General features: G+C 56.3%; 16 protein-coding genes. 7 read left to right on the top strand and 9 right to left on the bottom strand.

Annotation, left to right across the window (positions count from 1 at the left end; all coding sequences use genetic code 11):
- Positions 1-75: 75 nt before the first annotated feature.
- Together ACR0BT_RS01865 and gap are read right to left on the bottom strand one after the other, a co-directional pair.
- Positions 76-219 carry a hypothetical protein gene (locus tag ACR0BT_RS01865; protein WP_010439846.1) on the bottom strand — a complete coding sequence of 48 codons (144 nt, stop codon included), beginning with the start codon at positions 217-219 and terminating at the stop codon, positions 76-78.
- Between the two features lie 73 nt (positions 220-292).
- A complete protein-coding gene (gap, locus tag ACR0BT_RS01870; RefSeq protein ID WP_170393188.1) occupies positions 293-1,294 on the bottom strand; it encodes a type I glyceraldehyde-3-phosphate dehydrogenase in 1,002 nt (333 codons plus the stop codon).
- 182 nt (positions 1,295-1,476) lie between these two features.
- On the opposite strand from gap, the gene ACR0BT_RS01875 reads away from it, so the two are divergent.
- The gene (locus ACR0BT_RS01875; RefSeq protein ID WP_480762418.1) at positions 1,477-2,448 is read left to right on the top strand and encodes a DUF808 domain-containing protein; all 972 of its coding nucleotides are present in this window, start codon (positions 1,477-1,479) and stop codon (positions 2,446-2,448) included.
- 87 nt (positions 2,449-2,535) lie between these two features.
- Positions 2,536-3,336 carry a thioesterase family protein gene (locus tag ACR0BT_RS01880; RefSeq protein WP_170465398.1) on the top strand — a complete coding sequence of 267 codons (801 nt, stop codon included), beginning with the start codon at positions 2,536-2,538 and terminating at the stop codon, positions 3,334-3,336.
- Positions 3,337-3,386: 50 nt separating this feature from the next.
- Here ACR0BT_RS01880 and tkt read toward each other — a convergent pair whose 3' ends face one another.
- Positions 3,387-5,408, bottom strand: coding sequence for a transketolase (gene tkt, locus ACR0BT_RS01885; protein WP_480762419.1), 2,022 nt, complete (start codon positions 5,406-5,408; stop codon positions 3,387-3,389).
- 234 nt (positions 5,409-5,642) lie between these two features.
- Here tkt and ACR0BT_RS01890 point away from each other — a divergent pair, with 234 nt between their 5' ends.
- The 3 genes from ACR0BT_RS01890 to ACR0BT_RS01900 are packed head-to-tail and all read left to right on the top strand — an operon-like array spanning position 5,643 to position 7,218.
- Positions 5,643-6,476 (top strand): coiled-coil domain-containing protein, encoded by an 834-nt coding sequence (locus ACR0BT_RS01890; RefSeq protein WP_170393184.1) that lies wholly within the window; start codon positions 5,643-5,645, stop codon positions 6,474-6,476.
- Positions 6,476-6,868 (top strand): cell division protein ZapA, encoded by a 393-nt coding sequence (locus ACR0BT_RS01895; RefSeq protein WP_170393183.1) that lies wholly within the window; start codon positions 6,476-6,478, stop codon positions 6,866-6,868. Before ACR0BT_RS01890 ends, ACR0BT_RS01895 begins: the two co-directional genes overlap by 1 nt.
- Positions 6,868-7,218: an MliC family protein gene (locus tag ACR0BT_RS01900; protein ID WP_170393182.1), complete on the top strand. Its 351-nt coding sequence runs from the start codon at positions 6,868-6,870 to the stop codon at positions 7,216-7,218. The genes ACR0BT_RS01895 and ACR0BT_RS01900 overlap by 1 nt, the downstream gene beginning before the upstream one ends.
- Position 7,219: 1 nt before the next feature.
- Here the strand turns inward: ACR0BT_RS01900 and grxD are convergent, their stop codons facing one another.
- From grxD to ACR0BT_RS01930, 6 genes are all read right to left on the bottom strand, one after another.
- Positions 7,220-7,582, bottom strand: a complete 363-nt coding sequence (gene grxD, locus ACR0BT_RS01905; RefSeq protein ID WP_170393181.1) for a Grx4 family monothiol glutaredoxin — start codon at positions 7,580-7,582, stop codon at positions 7,220-7,222.
- Positions 7,569-7,859, bottom strand: coding sequence for a hypothetical protein (locus ACR0BT_RS01910; protein ID WP_170393180.1), 291 nt, complete (start codon positions 7,857-7,859; stop codon positions 7,569-7,571). The genes grxD and ACR0BT_RS01910 overlap by 14 nt, the downstream gene beginning before the upstream one ends.
- A gap of 43 nt (positions 7,860-7,902) precedes the next feature.
- Positions 7,903-8,139, bottom strand: a complete 237-nt coding sequence (locus tag ACR0BT_RS01915; RefSeq protein WP_170421425.1) for a BolA/IbaG family iron-sulfur metabolism protein — start codon at positions 8,137-8,139, stop codon at positions 7,903-7,905.
- A gap of 138 nt (positions 8,140-8,277) precedes the next feature.
- Positions 8,278-10,437, bottom strand: a complete 2,160-nt coding sequence (gene purL, locus ACR0BT_RS01920; RefSeq protein ID WP_170610483.1) for a phosphoribosylformylglycinamidine synthase subunit PurL — start codon at positions 10,435-10,437, stop codon at positions 8,278-8,280.
- A gap of 189 nt (positions 10,438-10,626) precedes the next feature.
- Entirely contained in the window at positions 10,627-12,873 is a 2,247-nt protein-coding gene (locus ACR0BT_RS01925) for a mechanosensitive ion channel family protein (RefSeq protein ID WP_480762421.1), read from the bottom strand.
- A gap of 270 nt (positions 12,874-13,143) precedes the next feature.
- Complete coding sequence (locus tag ACR0BT_RS01930; protein ID WP_170393176.1) at positions 13,144-14,052, bottom strand: LysR family transcriptional regulator; 909 nt, start codon at positions 14,050-14,052, stop codon at positions 13,144-13,146.
- A gap of 169 nt (positions 14,053-14,221) precedes the next feature.
- On the opposite strand from ACR0BT_RS01930, the gene ACR0BT_RS01935 reads away from it, so the two are divergent.
- Positions 14,222-17,641, top strand: coding sequence for an indolepyruvate ferredoxin oxidoreductase family protein (locus ACR0BT_RS01935; RefSeq protein WP_480762423.1), 3,420 nt, complete (start codon positions 14,222-14,224; stop codon positions 17,639-17,641).
- A gap of 78 nt (positions 17,642-17,719) precedes the next feature.
- Positions 17,720-18,598 carry a lysophospholipid acyltransferase family protein gene (locus ACR0BT_RS01940; RefSeq protein ID WP_170421435.1) on the top strand — a complete coding sequence of 293 codons (879 nt, stop codon included), beginning with the start codon at positions 17,720-17,722 and terminating at the stop codon, positions 18,596-18,598.
- Positions 18,599-18,602 lie beyond the last annotated feature (4 nt).

An 18,602-nucleotide genomic window follows, 5' to 3' on the forward strand; every position in this document is an offset into this window, starting at 1 on the left:
CTCCGTCAGAACATGGTCCATAGATGGTTAGCGCTAACAAAGCCAGATTGGCGCGAAAGTCAAGAAAAACCTCTGTCAGCGCCAGAAGGCGAGCCAATCCAGGAAATCGTAGAGCTTCTTGCCCAGGAACAGCAGGTGTTCGGTGCCGAATAGTGCCACGTCCAGCATCAGACCGCCCAGAATTAGGATTCCAAGCCAGATGGCGATTTGATTTGTCATTTCTGCGCCCTGAACGTAAATGCCCGCTCAGATAACCTGAGCGGGCATAAAGGTACAAGCGATGTGCGAAGGGTCAGTTAAGGCGGCCCATCGCGACGGCGACATCCGCCATACGCACCGAGAATCCCCATTCGTTGTCATACCACGCCAGCACGCGCACCATACGGTTGTCGACAACTCGGGTCTGATCCGGCGCAAAGATCGAGCTTTCTTCGGTGTGGTTGAAATCGGTCGAAACCAGCGGCGCAGGCTCATACCCTAGAACGCGCTGCATCGGGCCTTTCGCTGCCTCTTCGACGATGGCGTTGACCTCTTCGACAGTGACGTCGCGCGAGGCGCGGAAAGACAGGTCAACGGCCGAAACATTCGGGGTAGGTACGCGGATGGCCGAGCCGTCCAGGCGCCCTTTGAGGTTCGGCAGAACCTCTCCCAGTGCTGCAGCCGCGCCAGTGGACGTCGGGATCATCGACATCGCGGCAGCGCGGGCGCGATACAGATCGCTGTGGCGACGGTCCAGCGTCGGTTGGTCGCCGGTATAGGCGTGAATCGTGGTCATGATGCCATGCTCGATGCCGATACCTTCGTCCAGAACCTTGGCAAGCGGAGCAAGGCAGTTGGTGGTGCAAGAACCGTTCGACACCATATTGTCGTTTGCGGTCAGGCTGTTGTGGTTCACACCAAATACGATGGTCTTGTCGACATTTTTGCCGGGAGCCGACAGCAGAACCTTACCAGCGCCGCGCTCAAGATGGGTTTTAGCCTTCAGGCCGTCGTTGAATTTACCGGTGCATTCCAGAACGACATCGCAGCCTTCCCAGTCCAGCTCGTTCATATCGTAGGTCGAGAACATCTCCATCGGGCCGCGACCCAGATCCATGGTGTTGCCTTCGACCGAGACGTCTCGTGGGAAACGTCCATGGATGCTGTCGTATTTCAACAGATGCGCCGAGGTTTCCAACGGGCCGGTGGCGTTGACCTTGATCACTTCGATGTCGTTGCGCGCCGATGCGGCGATGTGCGACAGAGTACAGCGGCCGATGCGGCCAAAACCATTGATACCGACCTTGATGGTCATCCGACGTCTCCAAAAATGCGCTTGCGTTGCAGGCCATATAGCCGCGAATATTGAATCTCAAAAGGGCAAAAATGGCATATTTTTAAGGTGTTAGCGCAAACCTGCGCCGATTGCGCTAACGCTTGCGCTAGCCGTTGGATCAGGTAGGGTCCGATCGAACAGATGAATGGAAAGGAAGCGCGATGAGTGGTCTGTTGGCCCTGTTGGACGACGTGGCGGGCATTGCAAAGGTTGCGGCGGCCTCGGTGGACGATGTGGTGGCCGCTGCCGGCAAGGCTGGGGCCAAGACTGCGGGTGTGATCATTGACGACGCGGCCGTGACGCCCAAATACGTTCAGGGTTTTGCCCCGGCGCGGGAACTGCCGATTATCTGGCGCATCGCGCGCGGATCAATTTTCAACAAGATCATTCTGTTGTTGCCGGTTGCCTTGCTACTCGCCAATTTTGCGCCTTGGTTGATCACACCGCTGCTTATGCTCGGTGGTTCATATCTGTGTTTCGAGGGGGCCGAGAAGATTTTTCACGTCCTGTTTCCACATGGGAGCCATGCGATAGACGAAGATATGAAAAATCCTGATCCTGGCCATCTGGAAGAAAAGAAGGTGAAGGGTGCGATCAAGACTGACTTTATTCTGTCTGCTGAAATCATGACCATCGCTTTGGCGGCCATTGAAGCGCCGAATGTGTGGATGCAAGCCGCGACGCTGGCCGTGGTGGGCGTTGGGGTCACCGTCACCGTTTATGGCTCGGTCGCTCTGATCGTGAAAATGGATGATGTCGGCCTGTATTTGGCGCAAAACGCGCCGACGCCGATAGGGCGTGGAACGGGAAGGGGCCTCGTCAAAGCGATGCCCGTTGTTATGAAAGTTCTGTCTATCGTTGGTACTGCTGCGATGCTGTGGGTCGGCGGGTCGATCATGATCCACGGTATGGAGGTCCTGGGCTTTGGCTGGCTGGGCCATCACATTTACGACTGGGCAAATGCTGCGAGTCATACTGTGCCTGAACAATGGGCAGGCGCGGTAAAGTGGATCGCGAAGGCGACGATGGATGGTGTATTCGGTCTGGCCTATGGGCTGGCGCTGATACCGGTGGCAACCAAGCTGCTGTCCCCCGCGATCAGCGCGATTTCGGGATCTGCGAATAAACACTGAAATCAGGATCATGTGACGTGAGGTTTCATCTGGCACAACGGTAAGAGCGGGGTAAGTTCCAATCGAAGCATATCCGGTGTGAGATCGATGACTAAACTCAGCCTTTCCCAAGTCCTTGCCAGTTCAGATCGGTTGAACGGGATGCTGCAGTTTCCGGTACCGCCAAACTGGATGCAAGGCCGCACAACATATGGCGGCTTCTCGTCTGCCTTGCTGCTGGCTGCTGCGAGAAATGCGGTCGATGTTCTGCCTCCATTACGCTCGGCCCTGATCAATTTTACCGCGCCCATCGGTTCACCTCCGCTGATCGAAACCGAGGTGCTTCGCAATGGGCGGAATGTCACGACGATCAATACACGAGCAAGGATTGAGGGGAATACAGCCGCACTTGGGACATTTACGTTTGGCAAGGCACAGGACAGCCATGTGGCGTTCGAACATCCGGCTAAGGCAGAGATACAGCCAGAGATCACAGAACACTATTTCCCGCCAGATTTGCCAAAACTTCCCATCGCATTTCTTGAGAACTTCGACGTTCGGTTGATCGACGGGGCGCGGCCATTTGCTGGTGCAGAGCGTGGCTATGTGAAGGTTTGGGCGCGCCATAATGATGCCGATATGCGCGATAGGATCGAAGGGTTGATCGCAATTGCGGACCTGTTGCCACCGGCCATATTCCCGACATTGAAGAAGCCGGGAAACAACTCATCAATGAACTGGATTTTCAACGTGCTATCCGAAGATATTCATACTCGCGATGGATGGTGGTTGATGGAACATCAATTGACAGCTGGACATGACGGCTACAGCTCTCAGGTCATGCGGATGTGGAACACCGATGGTGATCTAATTGTCGATGGTATGCAGTCAGTAATAATTTTCGTCTAACAAAAAAGGCCCCGGTTTTAACCGAGGCCTTCTGACTAATTTGGGTAGGTTCAACCCAGCAGTTCTTTGACCTTGGCGACTGTTGCCTCGGTCGTGATGCCGAAGTGCTTGTAGAGCTCTCCGGCGGGTGCCGACGCACCAAAGCTGGACATGCCGATGAACCCGGCTTTGGCCTCGCGACCACGCTCGCCCAGAAGCCAACGGTCCCAGCCTCCGGCGCGAACCGCAGCCTCGATACCGACGCGGACGGCTCCCGCAGGTAGTACGCGCTTGCGGTAGGCTTCGTCTTGTTCGGCAAACAGCTCCATACAGGGCATGGAAACGACCCGAGTGCCGATGCCTTCGGCCTCAAGTATTGCTTTAGCTTCCATCGCCAGCGAAACCTCGGAACCTGTGGCAATCAGAATCGCCTGACGCTTGTTTTCTGCGTCAGCCAATACATAAGCGCCTTGTGCGGTTAGGTTTTTGGCTTTGTGCTGGGTCCGAACAGTTGGCACGCCTTGACGGGTCAGCGACAGGACTGAGGGGCTATCCTTGAAGGTCAGCGCCAATTCCCAGGCTTCGGCGGTCTCAATCGTATCGGCTGGGCGGAACACATAAGTGTTCGGCGTCGCGCGCGAGATCGCCAGATGTTCCACCGGTTGGTGCGTCGGACCGTCTTCGCCCAGACCAATCGAGTCGTGGGTCATCACGAACACCGTCGGGATCTTCATAAGTGCAGCCAAACGCATCGAGGGCCGCGCATAGTCGGTGAAGGCCATGAACGTACCGCCATACGGGCGAATGCCACCATGCAGCGCCATACCGTTCATAGCAGCGGCCATACCGTGTTCACGAATGCCGTAATGGATATACCGACCCTTGCGGTTTTCCGGAAGGAACACGCCCATATCAGCCGATTTGGTGTTGTTCGATCCAGTCAGGTCAGCCGAGCCGCCAATGGTTTCGGGCATGATCGGGTTAACGACATTCAACACCTTCTCTGAAGAGGCGCGTGTGGCCAGCTTTGGCTGGTCTTCCGACATCTGTTTCTTGAACGACCGGATGGCGCCGGCCAGCTTCTTTGGTGCCTCAAACGCATAGGCGCGGTTGAATTCGGCTTGTTTACGTTCGGAGACTTGCGCAAAACGCTCCTCCCACGCTGCGCGCTCGGCGTTGCCACGTGCACCAATGGCCTCCCAAGCGGCTTTGACCTCAGCAGGGATGACGAACGCATCATGCGGCCAGTCATATGCTTCTTTGGCGGCGTTCAACTGATCCTGATCGGTCAGAGCGCCATGGCCTTTTGAAGTGTCCTGCGCCGCGTGACCCAGTGCAATGTGGCTTTCACAAGCAATCATCGTCGGTTTGTTCGACTTCTTCGCCTGCACGATGGCCGCATCGATGGCCTTGGGGTCGTGGCCGTCAATCTCAAGCACATGCCAGCCCGAGGCCGCAAAACGGCGCACCTGATCGGTGCGGTCGGCGATGTCGACTGTGCCGTCGATGGTGATGTTGTTGTTATCCCAGAAGACGATCAGCTTGCTCAGCTCGTGGCGACCGGCCAAAGTGATCGCCTCTTGGCTGACGCCTTCCATCAGGCAGCCGTCGCCCGCAATCACGTAGGTATAGTGATCAACGATCTTCTTGCCATAATGCGCACGCTGAATTTCCTCGGCCATCGCAAAGCCAACGGCATTCGAAATGCCCTGACCCAAAGGTCCGGTAGTGGTTTCGACACCATCGATCAGGAAGTTTTCAGGGTGCCCGGCAGTTTTAGCGCCCAATTGACGGAAGTTCTTGATCTCTTCCAGCGTAACATCGCCATGACCGGTGAGATACAGCAGCGAATAGACCAGCATCGAACCGTGACCCGCCGATAGGATGAACCGATCGCGGTCCGGCCAGTTCGGGGCAGCGGCGTCGAATTTGAGGTGCTTTTCGAACAATACGGTCGCAACATCGGCCATGCCCATCGGCATACCGGAATGGCCGGAATTGGCGGCGGCGACAGCGTCGAGGGTCAGGGTGCGGATGGCCGCAGCCTTGTCCCAGTGTTCGGGGTTGGCATTGCGCAGCGCAGTCAGGTCCACGGGCGTAGTTCCTTTGGTTTACGGGCAGATGGGCGCTGAATACCATCCGATTGTCAAAGTGCAAGCAGAACCGCGTGGCACACCGAATTGGCGCTTCAAGAGCGGTGTGCAAGTGGTTGAAACCAAACAGTGGGTATTTTCTGTCGCATTCCGTTAGACTAGGGCTGAGCGCCGCCGCTTTTGATTCGGGTAGGCGAATATCAGAACGAACCTTGATAAAGAGGTGACACAGGCATGAGTCAGATCGAAGAACTACAACGCCGTATTATCACCGCGATGGAGCGGATCGGTAATGGTGTCGAGGCCTTGCACGATGCTGGATCCGCAGCCGGTGATGACACGTCGCTGCGAACGGCGCTTGAAGAAGAGCGGGTGGCCAATGCCCAGCTTGAGGAACGGCTGAAAACGATCAAAGAGAGACACGCGCAAGAGATTGACGCGCTGCGTGCGCAACCGGCACCGAGTTCGGAAGTGGATGCGCTGCGTGCGCAATTGGCCGAGGCGACCTCTCAGCTCGCCACGGTTGAGGCTGCGCGGGCCGAGTTGGCGGATGCCAAGGCTGCGCTTGAAAACACGGACGAAGTCGAGGGCTTGAAGGCTGAGATTGAGACTCTGCGATCACATCAGGGCGCCGCAGAAGAGGCCAATACGTTGCGCGCGCAGGTCGAGAAACTGACCCCAATCGCGGATCGCGCGGAAGAGATGGAGGCCGAATTGGCGCGTCTGCGGGCTGAACTGGTCGATAGCGAGCGGTTAACCGAACTCAATGCCGAGCTTGAGATGCTGCGCGCGGAACGGGCTAGCCATGGGGCCGCGATGTCCCGGTTGGATGATGATTTGCAACGGCTTCGCAATGCAAACGATCAGCTCCGGAGCGCTGTCGATGAATTACGCGCCGCCGCAGAGGACGGTGTCACGGATGCTGACATGCTGAACCGGGCCACGACAGCCGAATTAGAAGCTATACGTGCCGCGCGCGCGTCGGACGCAGCCGAAGCGCATGCGGTCCTGGCTCGACTTGAGCCATTGCTAAGTCATGCCAATCTGGCCGAGGGAGAGGTGGAATAATGCCCGAAGTAACCATTCATATCGGTGGCCGCGGCTTTGATGTCTCGTGCCAGGACGGTGAAGAACCGTTTCTGCAAGCGGCAGCCAGACTGCTGGATGATGAGGCTCAGGTTTTGTCGGACCAGATCGGACGTATGCCGGAATCGCGGATGCTGCTGATGGCGGGACTCATGTTGGCAGACAAGGCAGCCGCGCATGAAGATCGCATGAAACTGGCCGAGGCCAAGCTGGTTGAATTGGAGACCGAATTGAAGCGGCTCCGCAGCCAACCGCAGCCGGAACCTGAACGGATCGAGGTCGCGGTAGTGCCGCCATCTGTCACGGATACGCTGGCTGAAATGGCGGCGCGCGCCGAAGCCCTGGCGGCAGTCATTGAAGAAAGGACGGCCTAATGCCGATCGCCCGAATGGCCTTTTGCGCGGCCGTCGTCTCGCTGACTGGCACGATGGCAAAGGCCGATATCGACATTCTGTCCGTGACGTTTATCTGTGAAAACAACACGCAAGTGCCGGTGTCCTACTTTAACGCCTCAAATGGCGATGGGGCGGCTGCGATGATGATCGATGATCAGTTGATCCCCATGAAACAGGTTCCAAGCGGTTCGGGCATCCGGTATGAATCCGTCGGAGGGGCAGGGACATACACCCTGCGCTCCAAGGGGTGGGATGCCACGATCAGCCATCAGGCCGAAGGCGACACAGCCCCGGAACTCGTATTGTTCAAGGACTGTAGCAGCCGATAGCTTACGCGTTTGCTTCGCGGATTTTGTCCGCAGCGTCTTTGTTGTAGCCCACACTGTTTTCATCGAACAGTGTGTCTAGCTCGCCCGACAGCGTCATTTCAGTGATAATGTCGCAACCGCCGACAAACTCGCCTTTGACATAAAGCTGAGGCACGGTTGGCCAGTCGGAGTAGTCCTTGATGCCCTGGCGCACAGCTTCGTCAGCCAGAACGTTTACGTCGGTGTATTCGACGCCCATGTAATTCAGAACACCGGCCACCCGGGATGAGAACCCGCACTGCGGCATCTCTTTGGTGCCTTTCATGTAAAGCACCACATCGTTGGCTTTGACGGTTTCGTCGATCTGGGTCTTAACGTCGCTCATCTTGCTTTTCCTTTTCATCCGCTTGCGCGGCGGTCGTTCGGTTATCGGGCAGTTCAGGTGCCCATCCTTCTTCTTCAAGCCGCCGGTGTTCTGCTTGTGCAAGCGTCACCGGATCAAGCCCGTATCGTTCAATTCCCCCAACCTTGCTAAGCGTATCGGGGTCAGGGCGCATATCCGACAGTTTTCGTTTTCTGTTGCGTTTGACATAGGCTTCGATGAGGGCGGCGACAACTATCAATGCACCAAGAAGAGATATCCAGAAGGGCCAGCCACTCATGTTTTCAAAGCCACTTAGGCGCTTTTTTGAAAGTAGTTCTGTGTCATTCAGGTACCTTCGTCGTCAACGCCAGCGCGTGCAATTCCCCATCAGATCCATCCATCTTGCCTTTCAGCGCAGCGTAAACCGCACGCTGTTGCTGAACGCGGTTTTTGCCGCGAAAGCTCTCGTCCACGACCATGGCGGACATGTGCACGCCATCGCTGCCACCAACCTGAATTTGCGCATTGGGAAAGCTTTCGCGCAGCAGGGTTTCGATCTCGTGGGCGCTCATCGGCATGTAGGTTCACTCCTGTAGGTCTTTCCCAAGATGTAGAGTGATGAGAGCGGGCGTGCAAGATGTCGAGCATCTTTCAGATACGCGAATCCCGCGCCTATGGAAGACGCGGGAATTCTGGAATTCGGAAGAGACGATTTATCAGGCGACCGCGGCGGCAAAGCTCTGACGGAAGGTCTCGGTCAGTTCTGCCAAAGGAGCTTCGGAATTGCCGATCTTCACGCTGTCACCGGTAAATCGACCAACCGAGACCAGCGGGACACCGGCCTGACCGGCAGCGATCATCAGCGCCTCGGCTTGATCGAAGTTGCACGCCACAAGATAACGGGCCTGGTCTTCGCCGAATAGGAACTCGGATGATGCATCATCCAGGCAAACGCCGACGCCTGCAGCTTCAGCAAGTTCAAACGCAGCCAGTGCAAGGCCGCCATCGCTAAGATCAGTACATGCTTTGATCATCTCGCGATTGGCACGGATGAATTCCCCGTTGCGCGCCTCTGCAGCCAGATTAACATGCGGCGCGTCTCCGTCCTCGCGGTTGAATACCTCGGCCAGCAGGGCGGACTGACCCATATGGCCGTTGGTTTCGCCGATGACCAGTGCAACATGGCCATCCCGAACTTCGTTTCCGATTATCTCGTCGCTATGAGCAAGAAGACCAACCGCGCCGATGGTGGGGGTTGGCAGGATCGCCTGGCCGTCAGTCTCGTTATAAAGCGAGACGTTGCCCGACACGATGGGCATATCCAGCGCACCAACGGCGGCACCGATACCTTGGATCGCGCCGACGAACTGACCCATGATCTCGGGCTTTTCGGGGTTCCCGAAGTTCAGGTTGTCTGTGGTGGCAAGTGGTTTGGCCCCCACGGCGGTCAGGTTGCGATAGGCCTCGGCCACCGCTTGTTTGCCGCCTTCCACCGGGTTTGCACGGACATAGCGCGGGGTTACGTCGCTGGTGAAGGCCAGCACCTTGTCAGTGCCATGTACGCGGACCATGCCAGCGCCCAGACCCGGCGTGCGAGTTGAATCCGCCATGACCATGGTGTCGTATTGCTCATAGACCCATTGTTTGCCTGCGTAATTGGGTGAAGAGAGCAGGGCGCGCAGACCGTCGATCGGATCGATCTGTGGTACGTCTTCCAGTGGCGCGGACTCAGGGGTCGGTTCCCACGGGCGGTCGTATTCAGGCGCGGTCGAGGACAGTTTAGACAGGACCAGATCGGCTTTGATCTCACCATTGTGCATGATCAGGAAACGGTCTTCGGCAATGGTTTCGCCTACGATGGCAAAATCGAGGTCCCATTTTTCGAACACGGCGCGGGCCTCGGCCTCAAGCTCAGGTTTGAGGACCATCAGCATCCGTTCCTGAGATTCCGACAGCATCATTTCATAGGCTGTCATGTTCTCTTCGCGCTGAGGTACGTTTTCCAGATCAAGGCGCACGCCAAGGCCGCCCTTATCGCCCATTTCCACGGCAGAACAGGTCAGGCCCGCTGCGCCCATGTCCTGGATCGAGATCACGGCACCGGTCTGCATCAGTTCCAGCGTTGCTTCCATCAGGCGCTTTTCGGTGAAGGGGTCGCCGACCTGAACGGTGGGGCGTTTTTCTTCGATGGTGTCATCGAATTCGGCCGATGCCATGGTTGCTCCGCCCACACCGTCACGACCGGTTTTTGCGCCCAGATAGACGACGGGCATCCCAACGCCCGAAGCGGCCGAGTAGAAAATCTTGTCACTGTCAGCCAGACCAGCGGCAAACGCGTTCACAAGGCAGTTGCCGTTATAGGCCGGGTGGAACCGAACTTCGCCACCCACGCAAGGCACACCGAAGCAGTTGCCGTAGCCGCCAATACCCTCGACCACTCCGTTCACCAATTGGCGCGTCTTATGGTGGCCTGGCTCGCCAAAGGACAGTGCGTTCATCGAGGCGATGGGCCGTGCGCCCATGGTGAAAACATCCCGCAGGATGCCGCCCACGCCGGTCGCTGCGCCCTGATAGGGTTCGATATACGAGGGGTGGTTGTGGCTTTCCATCTTGAACACCACGGCCTGACCGTCGCCGATATCGACGACACCCGCATTCTCGCCTGGGCCGCAGATAACCTGAGGGCCAGAGGTTGGAAGGGTGCGCAACCATTTCTTGGATGACTTATAAGAACAATGCTCGTTCCACATCGCCGAAAAGATGCCAAGCTCGGTAAAGGTCGGCTCACGCCCGATGATCTCAAGGATCATGTCGTATTCCTCGGGCTTGAGCCCATGTGCGGCAATCAGATCGGGTGTGATGGCGGGCTCTTGCATCTTCTGTCCTGTGTCCAAGTGGGCCGAGATTGCGGGCCTTTTAGGGCAATGGGCCGCTTGAGGAAAGAGCCAAACCCGCACAGGGGTCATCGGGCAACAAAAAACGAAACCGGCCATAAGACCGGTTCCGATTTGAGAGGCGTGCTGATTTGGTTCAGCCAGCGGCTGAAACGTGTCGAAGCCTAAGTGTCAGGCGGGGTTTTGCCCTTTGTTGACCGCATCTGCGGCGGCTGCGCCGGCGGCAGCTTTTTGTTCTTCAGTTATGTTCTCAGCCTCATCCAACCCCGGGATGGCGACGCGCACCTCGCGGCGGGCGAAGTCGATACCATTTGCGTTGAATTCGGCCTTCACACGGTTAAAGATTTCCTTACGCAGTGTGAATTGCTTGCCGGGCTTGGCCATGAACTTGCCTCGGATGATCATACCGACATCGTCGAAGTCGAACACACCCTGAGATTTGAAGGGCTGCAGGAAGCCATCTTTGTGAACCTCGTCCTGCATCATCTCGGCACCGATCTTCTTGAAGATCTTCTTGACCTTGTTGGGGTCGGTGTCGAACGGCACAGTAAATTTCAACTTCATGATCACCCAGTCACGGCTGAAGTTGGTGAGCTTTTGAATCTCGCCATAAGGTATAGTGTGCACCGGACCACGATGGTGGCGAAGCTGCATTGAGCGGATCGAAATTTTCTCGACCGTTCCCATGGTCCCGCCGACATCGACATATTCGCCGACGCGGAAGGCGTCATCGATCAGGAAGAAGATGCCGCCAACGATATCGGCCACCAGTTTCTGCGCACCAAAGCCGATGGCCAGACCCAAAACACCAGCACCAGCCAGCAGCGGCGTGATGTTGATTCCCAAAGCGCTCAGGGCCAGTAGGCCGAAGATCACCGAGATGGTGACTTGTGCGGTAATCCGCAACAAGGGCAGGACGGTCGCCAGACGCGAACCACCCGCGCCGCCACCTTCTCCGCCGGCTTCTTCATCCAGCTCCTCGGCCGCTGTCTGTTCCTTGGCCAGACGACGGTTAATCCACAGCGAGACGATCTCGTTCAGGATGTAGCCGACAGCGATGATCAGCAGGAACTCGATGATTGCGCCGCCAACTTCGGCACCGATACCTGCGGACGCAACATGGCGCAGATCAAGCTGCCAAACACGGGAAATCATGAAGACGACGAAGAGGCCAGCAATCACCCGACCGATGCGAATATAACTGCGCTTGGCCGATCGATAGGCGCGTTCTGCTAATGGCCCTTCGCCCGACATTGGCGGCTGCAGGTGACGCACCAAACCACGTATCAATGTATCAAGTGCAGGTGCAATCAACAGCCAGAACATGGTTGTGAAATGCGCTCCACCGGACAGCACGCGGATCAGCGCCGGGTTGCGTTGTGCCACCAGGAATTCGACCAGCAGCCAAATCACAACCGAAACGCCGATTGCAAAATACGGGTAATACCGCGCGACTTCTTCGTCGAACTTGGTGTGGTCTGGGTCGGTACCCAGCATCATCTGTGACAAACCTTCGCGCGCAGTCCAGGCGATTACGCCAATATAGACGTGGATTGCAGCGTTCAGCCAGAAACCGATGCGCGTCTGATCGCCGGTTACCCCGTTGAGCGCGTTGAACCTTAGTACGAACAAGGTAAAGCCGATAAGGATCAGCAGACCGATCAGGTTGCGATGCAGGTATTTTGCCCAGTGGTCGTCAATGTTTACCAATCGGAATTGTGGCTTTTGCGGCGCAAGAACAAAGCGCGAGACTGCTGCCCCCAGACGCGGCACCCAGATTAGGTAGAATACAAATGGGGCTGCATAGATGATCTGCTCGGGGCTCAGCAAACCTCGGCCAATCGCCCGAATGACGACGTAGAATACGATAAGCCCTGCAATTTCGCGGCAAAATCGGCGGAACAGGTAGTTCACAGCGCCTCTGAGATCAGCGTCACCCGAGGGCTCGGTTGCCTCATGCCAGCGGCGGGTCAGGAAAATGAATAGCTTCTCAGCAATGAAGCCGACTATCAGGACCGAGAGCACCAGCCCCATTAGCGTCAGAACACCAGCGCCCCCCAATTTGTCAGAGAAATTGCTAAATGCAGTGATTTGCGCACTGATGATATTGGGAACTGTGGTCAGAACATGTGTCCAGGATGCGACCATTTCTGCCCAGATCTCATTGAGCTCGGTCAGCGGGTCTTCCTGACCTTCCTTTTCCGCCGCTTGCTTTTCGGCAACAGCGTCAAGGCGTTCCAGAAGGATTGCCCGTACCTGGTCGTCAGACATGCGCGCAACCAGATCATCAACCTGTTCTGGCGTCAGATCTTCGGGAATTTCAACTGTAGCGGTTGTGCTTGTGTCTTGTGCATGAAGTGGCACGGCCAGGAACAAGACTGAAATCATCGCCAACAATAGGCGGAATGAGTGGTACATGAATTAGCCCTCGAACACGAAATTTAGGTGTTTTTTCGGGATCATAGGCCTACGCGTTGGATTTTCCCAGTGCTTTCCACTGAATTGCATCAGCCTGGCGCAAAAAAAAAGGCCGAGCACTGAGCTCGGCCGTAGTCCAACAGGGAGGTATGAAGATGATGAGCGTTTCAGCATCACCGCCTTCATGTGCTCATTTAGGGATCAGTTTATTAACGATCAAGGTCTATTAGCAGACCCCGGCGTCATGCCCGCTATGCTCTGAGTGCATGGCTATAGCTTGCCCAATTGCCTTAGCTGTTTGCGATGGGCGATTATCTCATCCTGCACAAAGTCCCGAAATGCCGCTATCCGTTTGGAATGACGCAATTCTTCGGGGTAGGCGAGGTAAACCGGGACATCAGCACTTTCGATGTCTGACATGACGGGGACCAGATCCGGGAAGTCCTCAGTCACATAATCAGGAAGTACTCCGATACCCAGATCATGCAGCACGCCCTGAAGAACGCCGAAATAGTTGTTCACGGTCAGCAACGAGCCGGGATTGTATGTCATAAGGTGACGAACCATCGACGCGCTTGCCCCAACCTGAGGGGCTGCGGGCGTTTGGCAGATCAATCGGTGCTTGGAAATGTCTTCCAGCGTTTCAGGCGCCCCACCATGAGCATCCAAATAGCTGCGCGTTGCATAGAGCAGCATCTGCACAGTCATCAGCCGTTTGCGCACGAGATCGGCCTGGCTGGGCTCTTTCATGCGGATGGCCACATCGGCTTCACGCATTGGCAGATCCAACACCCGCTCTTCAAGCATGAGGTCGATATTGAGGTCGGGATACTGTTCATAGAGCTTCGGTAGGCGCGGGGCGAGCCACAGCGTGCCGAACCCGAAGGTGGTGGTCACCCTCAGTACGCCAAATACCTCATCTTCACTATCCCGGATACGCGCTGCAGCGGCATCCAGACGTTTCAGCATGGCCGTCGTGGCATCGAACAGCAATTCGCCTTGTTCTGTCAGAATCAGGCCGCGTGCATGGCGGTGGAACAAGGTTGCATCGAGTGATTCTTCAAGCGCGCGGATCTGACGGCTCACCGCGGATTGAGATAAATTGAGCTTGTCTCCCGCGTGTGTGAGGCTGCCAGCGTCTGCAACCGCGTGAAATATTCTGAGCTTGTCCCAATCCATCGCCGCAACTTTCGTTATCCTCGCGCAGCCCTATATGAAACAGGTAACAAATTCCACAATGAAACCCGGAAATCGTTACGGAATAGAGTAAAATCACTATACAGGTCAGTATTTATGACCTAATATGCACGAGAATAAAGCACACTAATCCGACGAGGGGAGACGTCAGATGAGTCAGCCGAAAATTTCACTCAACGACCGGTTCGACCTGTCCAAAAGCCCGGTTCTTTTGAACGGCACGCAGGCACTCGTGCGTTTGATGCTGATGCAAAAAGTACGAGACACTGCGGCGGGATTGAACACAGCGGGTCTGGTCACAGGCTATCGGGGGTCTCCGCTTGGGGCTGTAGACCTTCAGATGTCTCGTGCCGAAAAGCAACTTGCCGAAAGGGATGTCACCTTTCAATTCGGATTGAACGAAGATCTGGCTGCAACCGCATTGTGGGGCAGCCAACAGGCGGGGCTGCGTGGCGACGGAAAATTCGATGGTGTTTTTGGGCTCTGGTATGGCAAGGGGCCGGGCGTAGATCGATCCGGTGATGTGATGCGCCATGCCAATATGGCGGGCACGGCGCAACATGGCGGTGTATTGATGGCCATGGGCGATGATCACACTGGTGAAAGCTCGACCGTTTTACATCAGTCGGAATGGTCACTGGTGGACATGTATATGCCCGTGGTCAGCCCGGCAGGTGTGCAAGAAATTCTGGACTATGGCATCTATGGATTTGCGCTCAGCCGGTTCGCCGGGGTCTGGGTCGGGCTGAAAACGATGAAAGACACGATCGAAGTGACTTCCGTCGTAGATGGCCGCCCTGACCGAATGCAGCTGGTCACCCCTCAATTCGATATGCCAGAGGGTGGGCTGAATATTCGGCTGGGTGATACGCCGCATCTGCAGGAAGCGCGCGTAATCGACCACAAGCGCTTTGCGGCAGAGGTCTTTTCGCACGCCAACAAGCTAGACAAAAGGGTCTGGGGAAAACCGGGCGCCAAGATTGGGTTTGTGGCGGCGGGTAAGAACTGGCTTGATCTGACTCATGCCATGTCGCTGCTGAACATCAACGCGGATGAGGCCGAACGGCTAGGCATTACCACCTATAAGGTCGGTCAGACTTTCCCTTTGGATATGAAGGGCTTCCACGATTGGGCTGAGGGACTGGACCTGATCGTGATCGTCGAGGAAAAGCGCAAGCTGATCGAAGTTCAGGTCAAAGAAGCGATCTTTGACGACCGTCGTGGGCGCCGTGTTTATGGCTGGTACAAAGGCGGCGCGGGGACGCTGCACCGCGAAGAACTGTTCCCGACCCGAGGAGCGCTCGACCCGATCATGATTGCCGAGAAGCTGGGTGAGATCCTGATCGAAGAGGGGCGGGATACAGATGGCGTTCGTGCCGGACTGGAGGCGCTGTCCGAAGCGCGCCGGGCTGACAATGCGCAGGAAATCGCGGCGCGTTTACCATACTTTTGTTCAGGATGTCCGCATAACAGTTCAACCAAGCTGCCTGATGGCAGCCGAGCCTATGCCGGGATTGGCTGTCACTACATGGTGCAGTGGATGGATCGCGAAACCACCGGTTTCACCCAGATGGGCGGCGAAGGGGCGAACTGGATTGGCGAGGCTCCGTTTTCAACCACACAGCATGTGTTCCAAAACCTCGGCGATGGCACCTATAACCATTCCGGCGTGCAGGCGATCCGGGCGGCACTGGCTGCGGGCACAAATATCACCTTTAAGATCCTCTATAACGACGCCGTTGCGATGACCGGAGGTCAGGAGAACGAAGGTGGGCTAAGTGCCGAACGCATCGTCGCCGAGGTCCGCGCGATGGGAGTCAGCAACGTCGCTGTCGTTTACGACGAAAAAGAAGATGTGAATTTTGGTGCGTTGCCTTCGGGCGTTGAGACGTTCGAGCGTTCAAAACTGATGCAGGTTCAGGAAAAATTCCGCGAAATCGAGGGTGTATCGGTCATTGTCTATGTTCAGACCTGCGCAGCTGAAAAGCGCAGGAGACGCAAGCGCGGCACGTTCCCCGACCCAGATAAGCGAGTGTTCATAAATACCGATATCTGTGAGGGTTGCGGAGATTGCGGCGTTCAGTCGAACTGCGTTTCCATCGTACCGAAAGAGACCGAACTTGGCCGCAAGCGTGCAATTGATCAGTCAAGCTGCAACAAGGATTTTTCCTGCTTGAACGGGTTCTGCCCGTCTTTTGTAACCGTTGAAGGGGCGAAAATCCGCAAAGAGGCGACGACCGACCTCGACTTGCCCGACCTACCGGACCCCGTTTTGCCACAGATCAACGGCACCCATAATGTCGTGATCACCGGCGTTGGTGGCACAGGCGTTGTCACCATCGGGGCGGTTCTGGCGCAAGCCGCACAAATCGACGGCAAGGGTGCCGGTATGATGGAAATGGCCGGCCTCGCACAGAAGGGCGGCGCCGTACATATCCATTGCCGTCTGGCCAACCGGCCCGATGATATCAGCGCGATCCGTGTTGCCACTGGCGAGGCGCATGCGCTGATCGGCGGTGATCTGGTGGTATCGGCCGGAGCCAAGACGCTTGGCCTCACGCAAACCGGCCAGACCGGCGCTGTTGTGAACAGTCATGAAATTATCACCGGTGACTTCACGCGCGATACAGAATTCACAATCCCCAGCGATCAATTGCAGCTTGCGCTGCAGGCGCGGTTGAAAGATGGGGTGGCACTTTTCGATGCCACCGATCTGGCGCGAGCCGTGATGGGCGACTCAATCTACTCCAATATGATGGTCTTTGGCGCAGCCTGGCAGCGTGGTCTGCTACCGATCAGTCACCAAGCGATAATGGGTGCTATTGAGTTGAACGGCGCGGCGGTCGAGCGCAACAAACGCGCCTTTGAAGTTGGTCGCTGGGCGGTGACCCACCCCAACGACGTGGCCAGTATTTTGCGCCCCAACGTGGCAGAGTTGCCAAAGACCCTCGATCAAGTGATCGAATTCCGCGCTGCGCACCTGATCGACTATCAGAACAAGCGGTTGGCGAAACGTTATCGCAAGCTGGTCGACAGCGTCGAAGATCAACACGTTCGTGAGGCTATTGCCAAAGGCTACCATAAGCTTTTGTCATATAAGGATGAATATGAAGTCGCCCGATTGCTGCTCGACAGTCGCCAGAAGGCGGAGGCCGAGTTTGATGGTGACTTTAAGATGACCTTCCATCTTGCGCCGCCAACCCTGGGGACGAAGGGCGACAATGGACGCCCGGCCAAGAAAGCGTTCGGAGAGTGGTTTCTTGGTCCGTTGAAGGTTCTAGCCAAGCTGAAAGGTTTGCGCAGCACTCCGCTGGATATCTTTGGCTACACGACAGAGCGCAAAATGGAGCGTGCTCTGATCCGCCAGTATGAAAAGGACATGAAAGAGGTTTTGCCCAGCCTGACACCCGAAACCAGTGATGCGATCGCGGCCCTTGCGGCTCTGCCATTGGACATTCGCGGTTTCGGTCCGGTTTTGGTCGCGAATGAAGCCAAGGCTGCGAAACGTCGCGAGGAATTGTTGGCTGTTATTCGCGATGGCGGGCCTCAGATGAAAGCTGCGGCAGAGTGAGGCTTTACAAGCTTGTCATCAAACCTATGCAAACTGGCTACCCGGCCTTATCTAAGCGGCAGCAAACCGGAGTAGCCAATGCCCTCGCGCCATCACGTCGCTCGTGACATCTCTTACGCCCATTCCGCAGAAACGCGGAGCGGGCGGATGGTGATCAAGTTGATGGAAAACACCACCGGTCGTCTGCGTCTTATCCGCCGCGCTGACGGGTATGAGCAGGAGGTCGCACAGGGGCGTGATTTTTGGTCCGTAATGGTGGATCGATATGGGCTGACATTAGATGTGGTGGGCGGTGCGTTGTCGAACATCCCAAAAGATGGGCCATTGATCCTAATTGCGAACCATCCTTATGGCATTCTAGACGGGCTAATGATGGGACACATCCTGTCTCAGACTCGGACAGACTTTCGCATTCTCGCCAATCATGTTTTTCGCAAAGCTGAAGACCTGAACAGCATTGTGCTGCCAATTTCGTTTGATGCCACAAAAGATGCGATGAAGCTGAATCTTGCGACCCGCAAAACCGCTCTGAACTACCTAAGCGATGGTGGTGCAATCGGGATCTTCCCGGGTGGCACAGTCAGCACTGCGGCCAAGCCATTTTCTCATCCGATGGATCCGGGGTGGCGCGGATTTACAGCGCGGATGGTTGCCAAATCCAATGCGACCGTTGTGCCGGTTTTCTTCGATGGTCACACCTCGCGTTTGTTCCAGATTGCCAGCCATCTGCACAACACTCTGCGGATGGGGTTGCTGATCAAAGAGTTCAAGAAACGTGTCGATACCCCTGTCCGCGTGGTTGTAGGAGACCCCATTGGGCGAGACATTCTGGACCCGCTGGGCAAGGATACGCGCAAGATGATGGATTTCCTGCGCAAAGCCACGTATGAGCTGTCTCCAGAGCCATTGAAGTCTTATGACTATGGCTATGAATTCGAGGAACGGCATCGCGCCTGAAGGG

This window comes from Ruegeria sp. CJ6, from assembly GCF_056536665.1.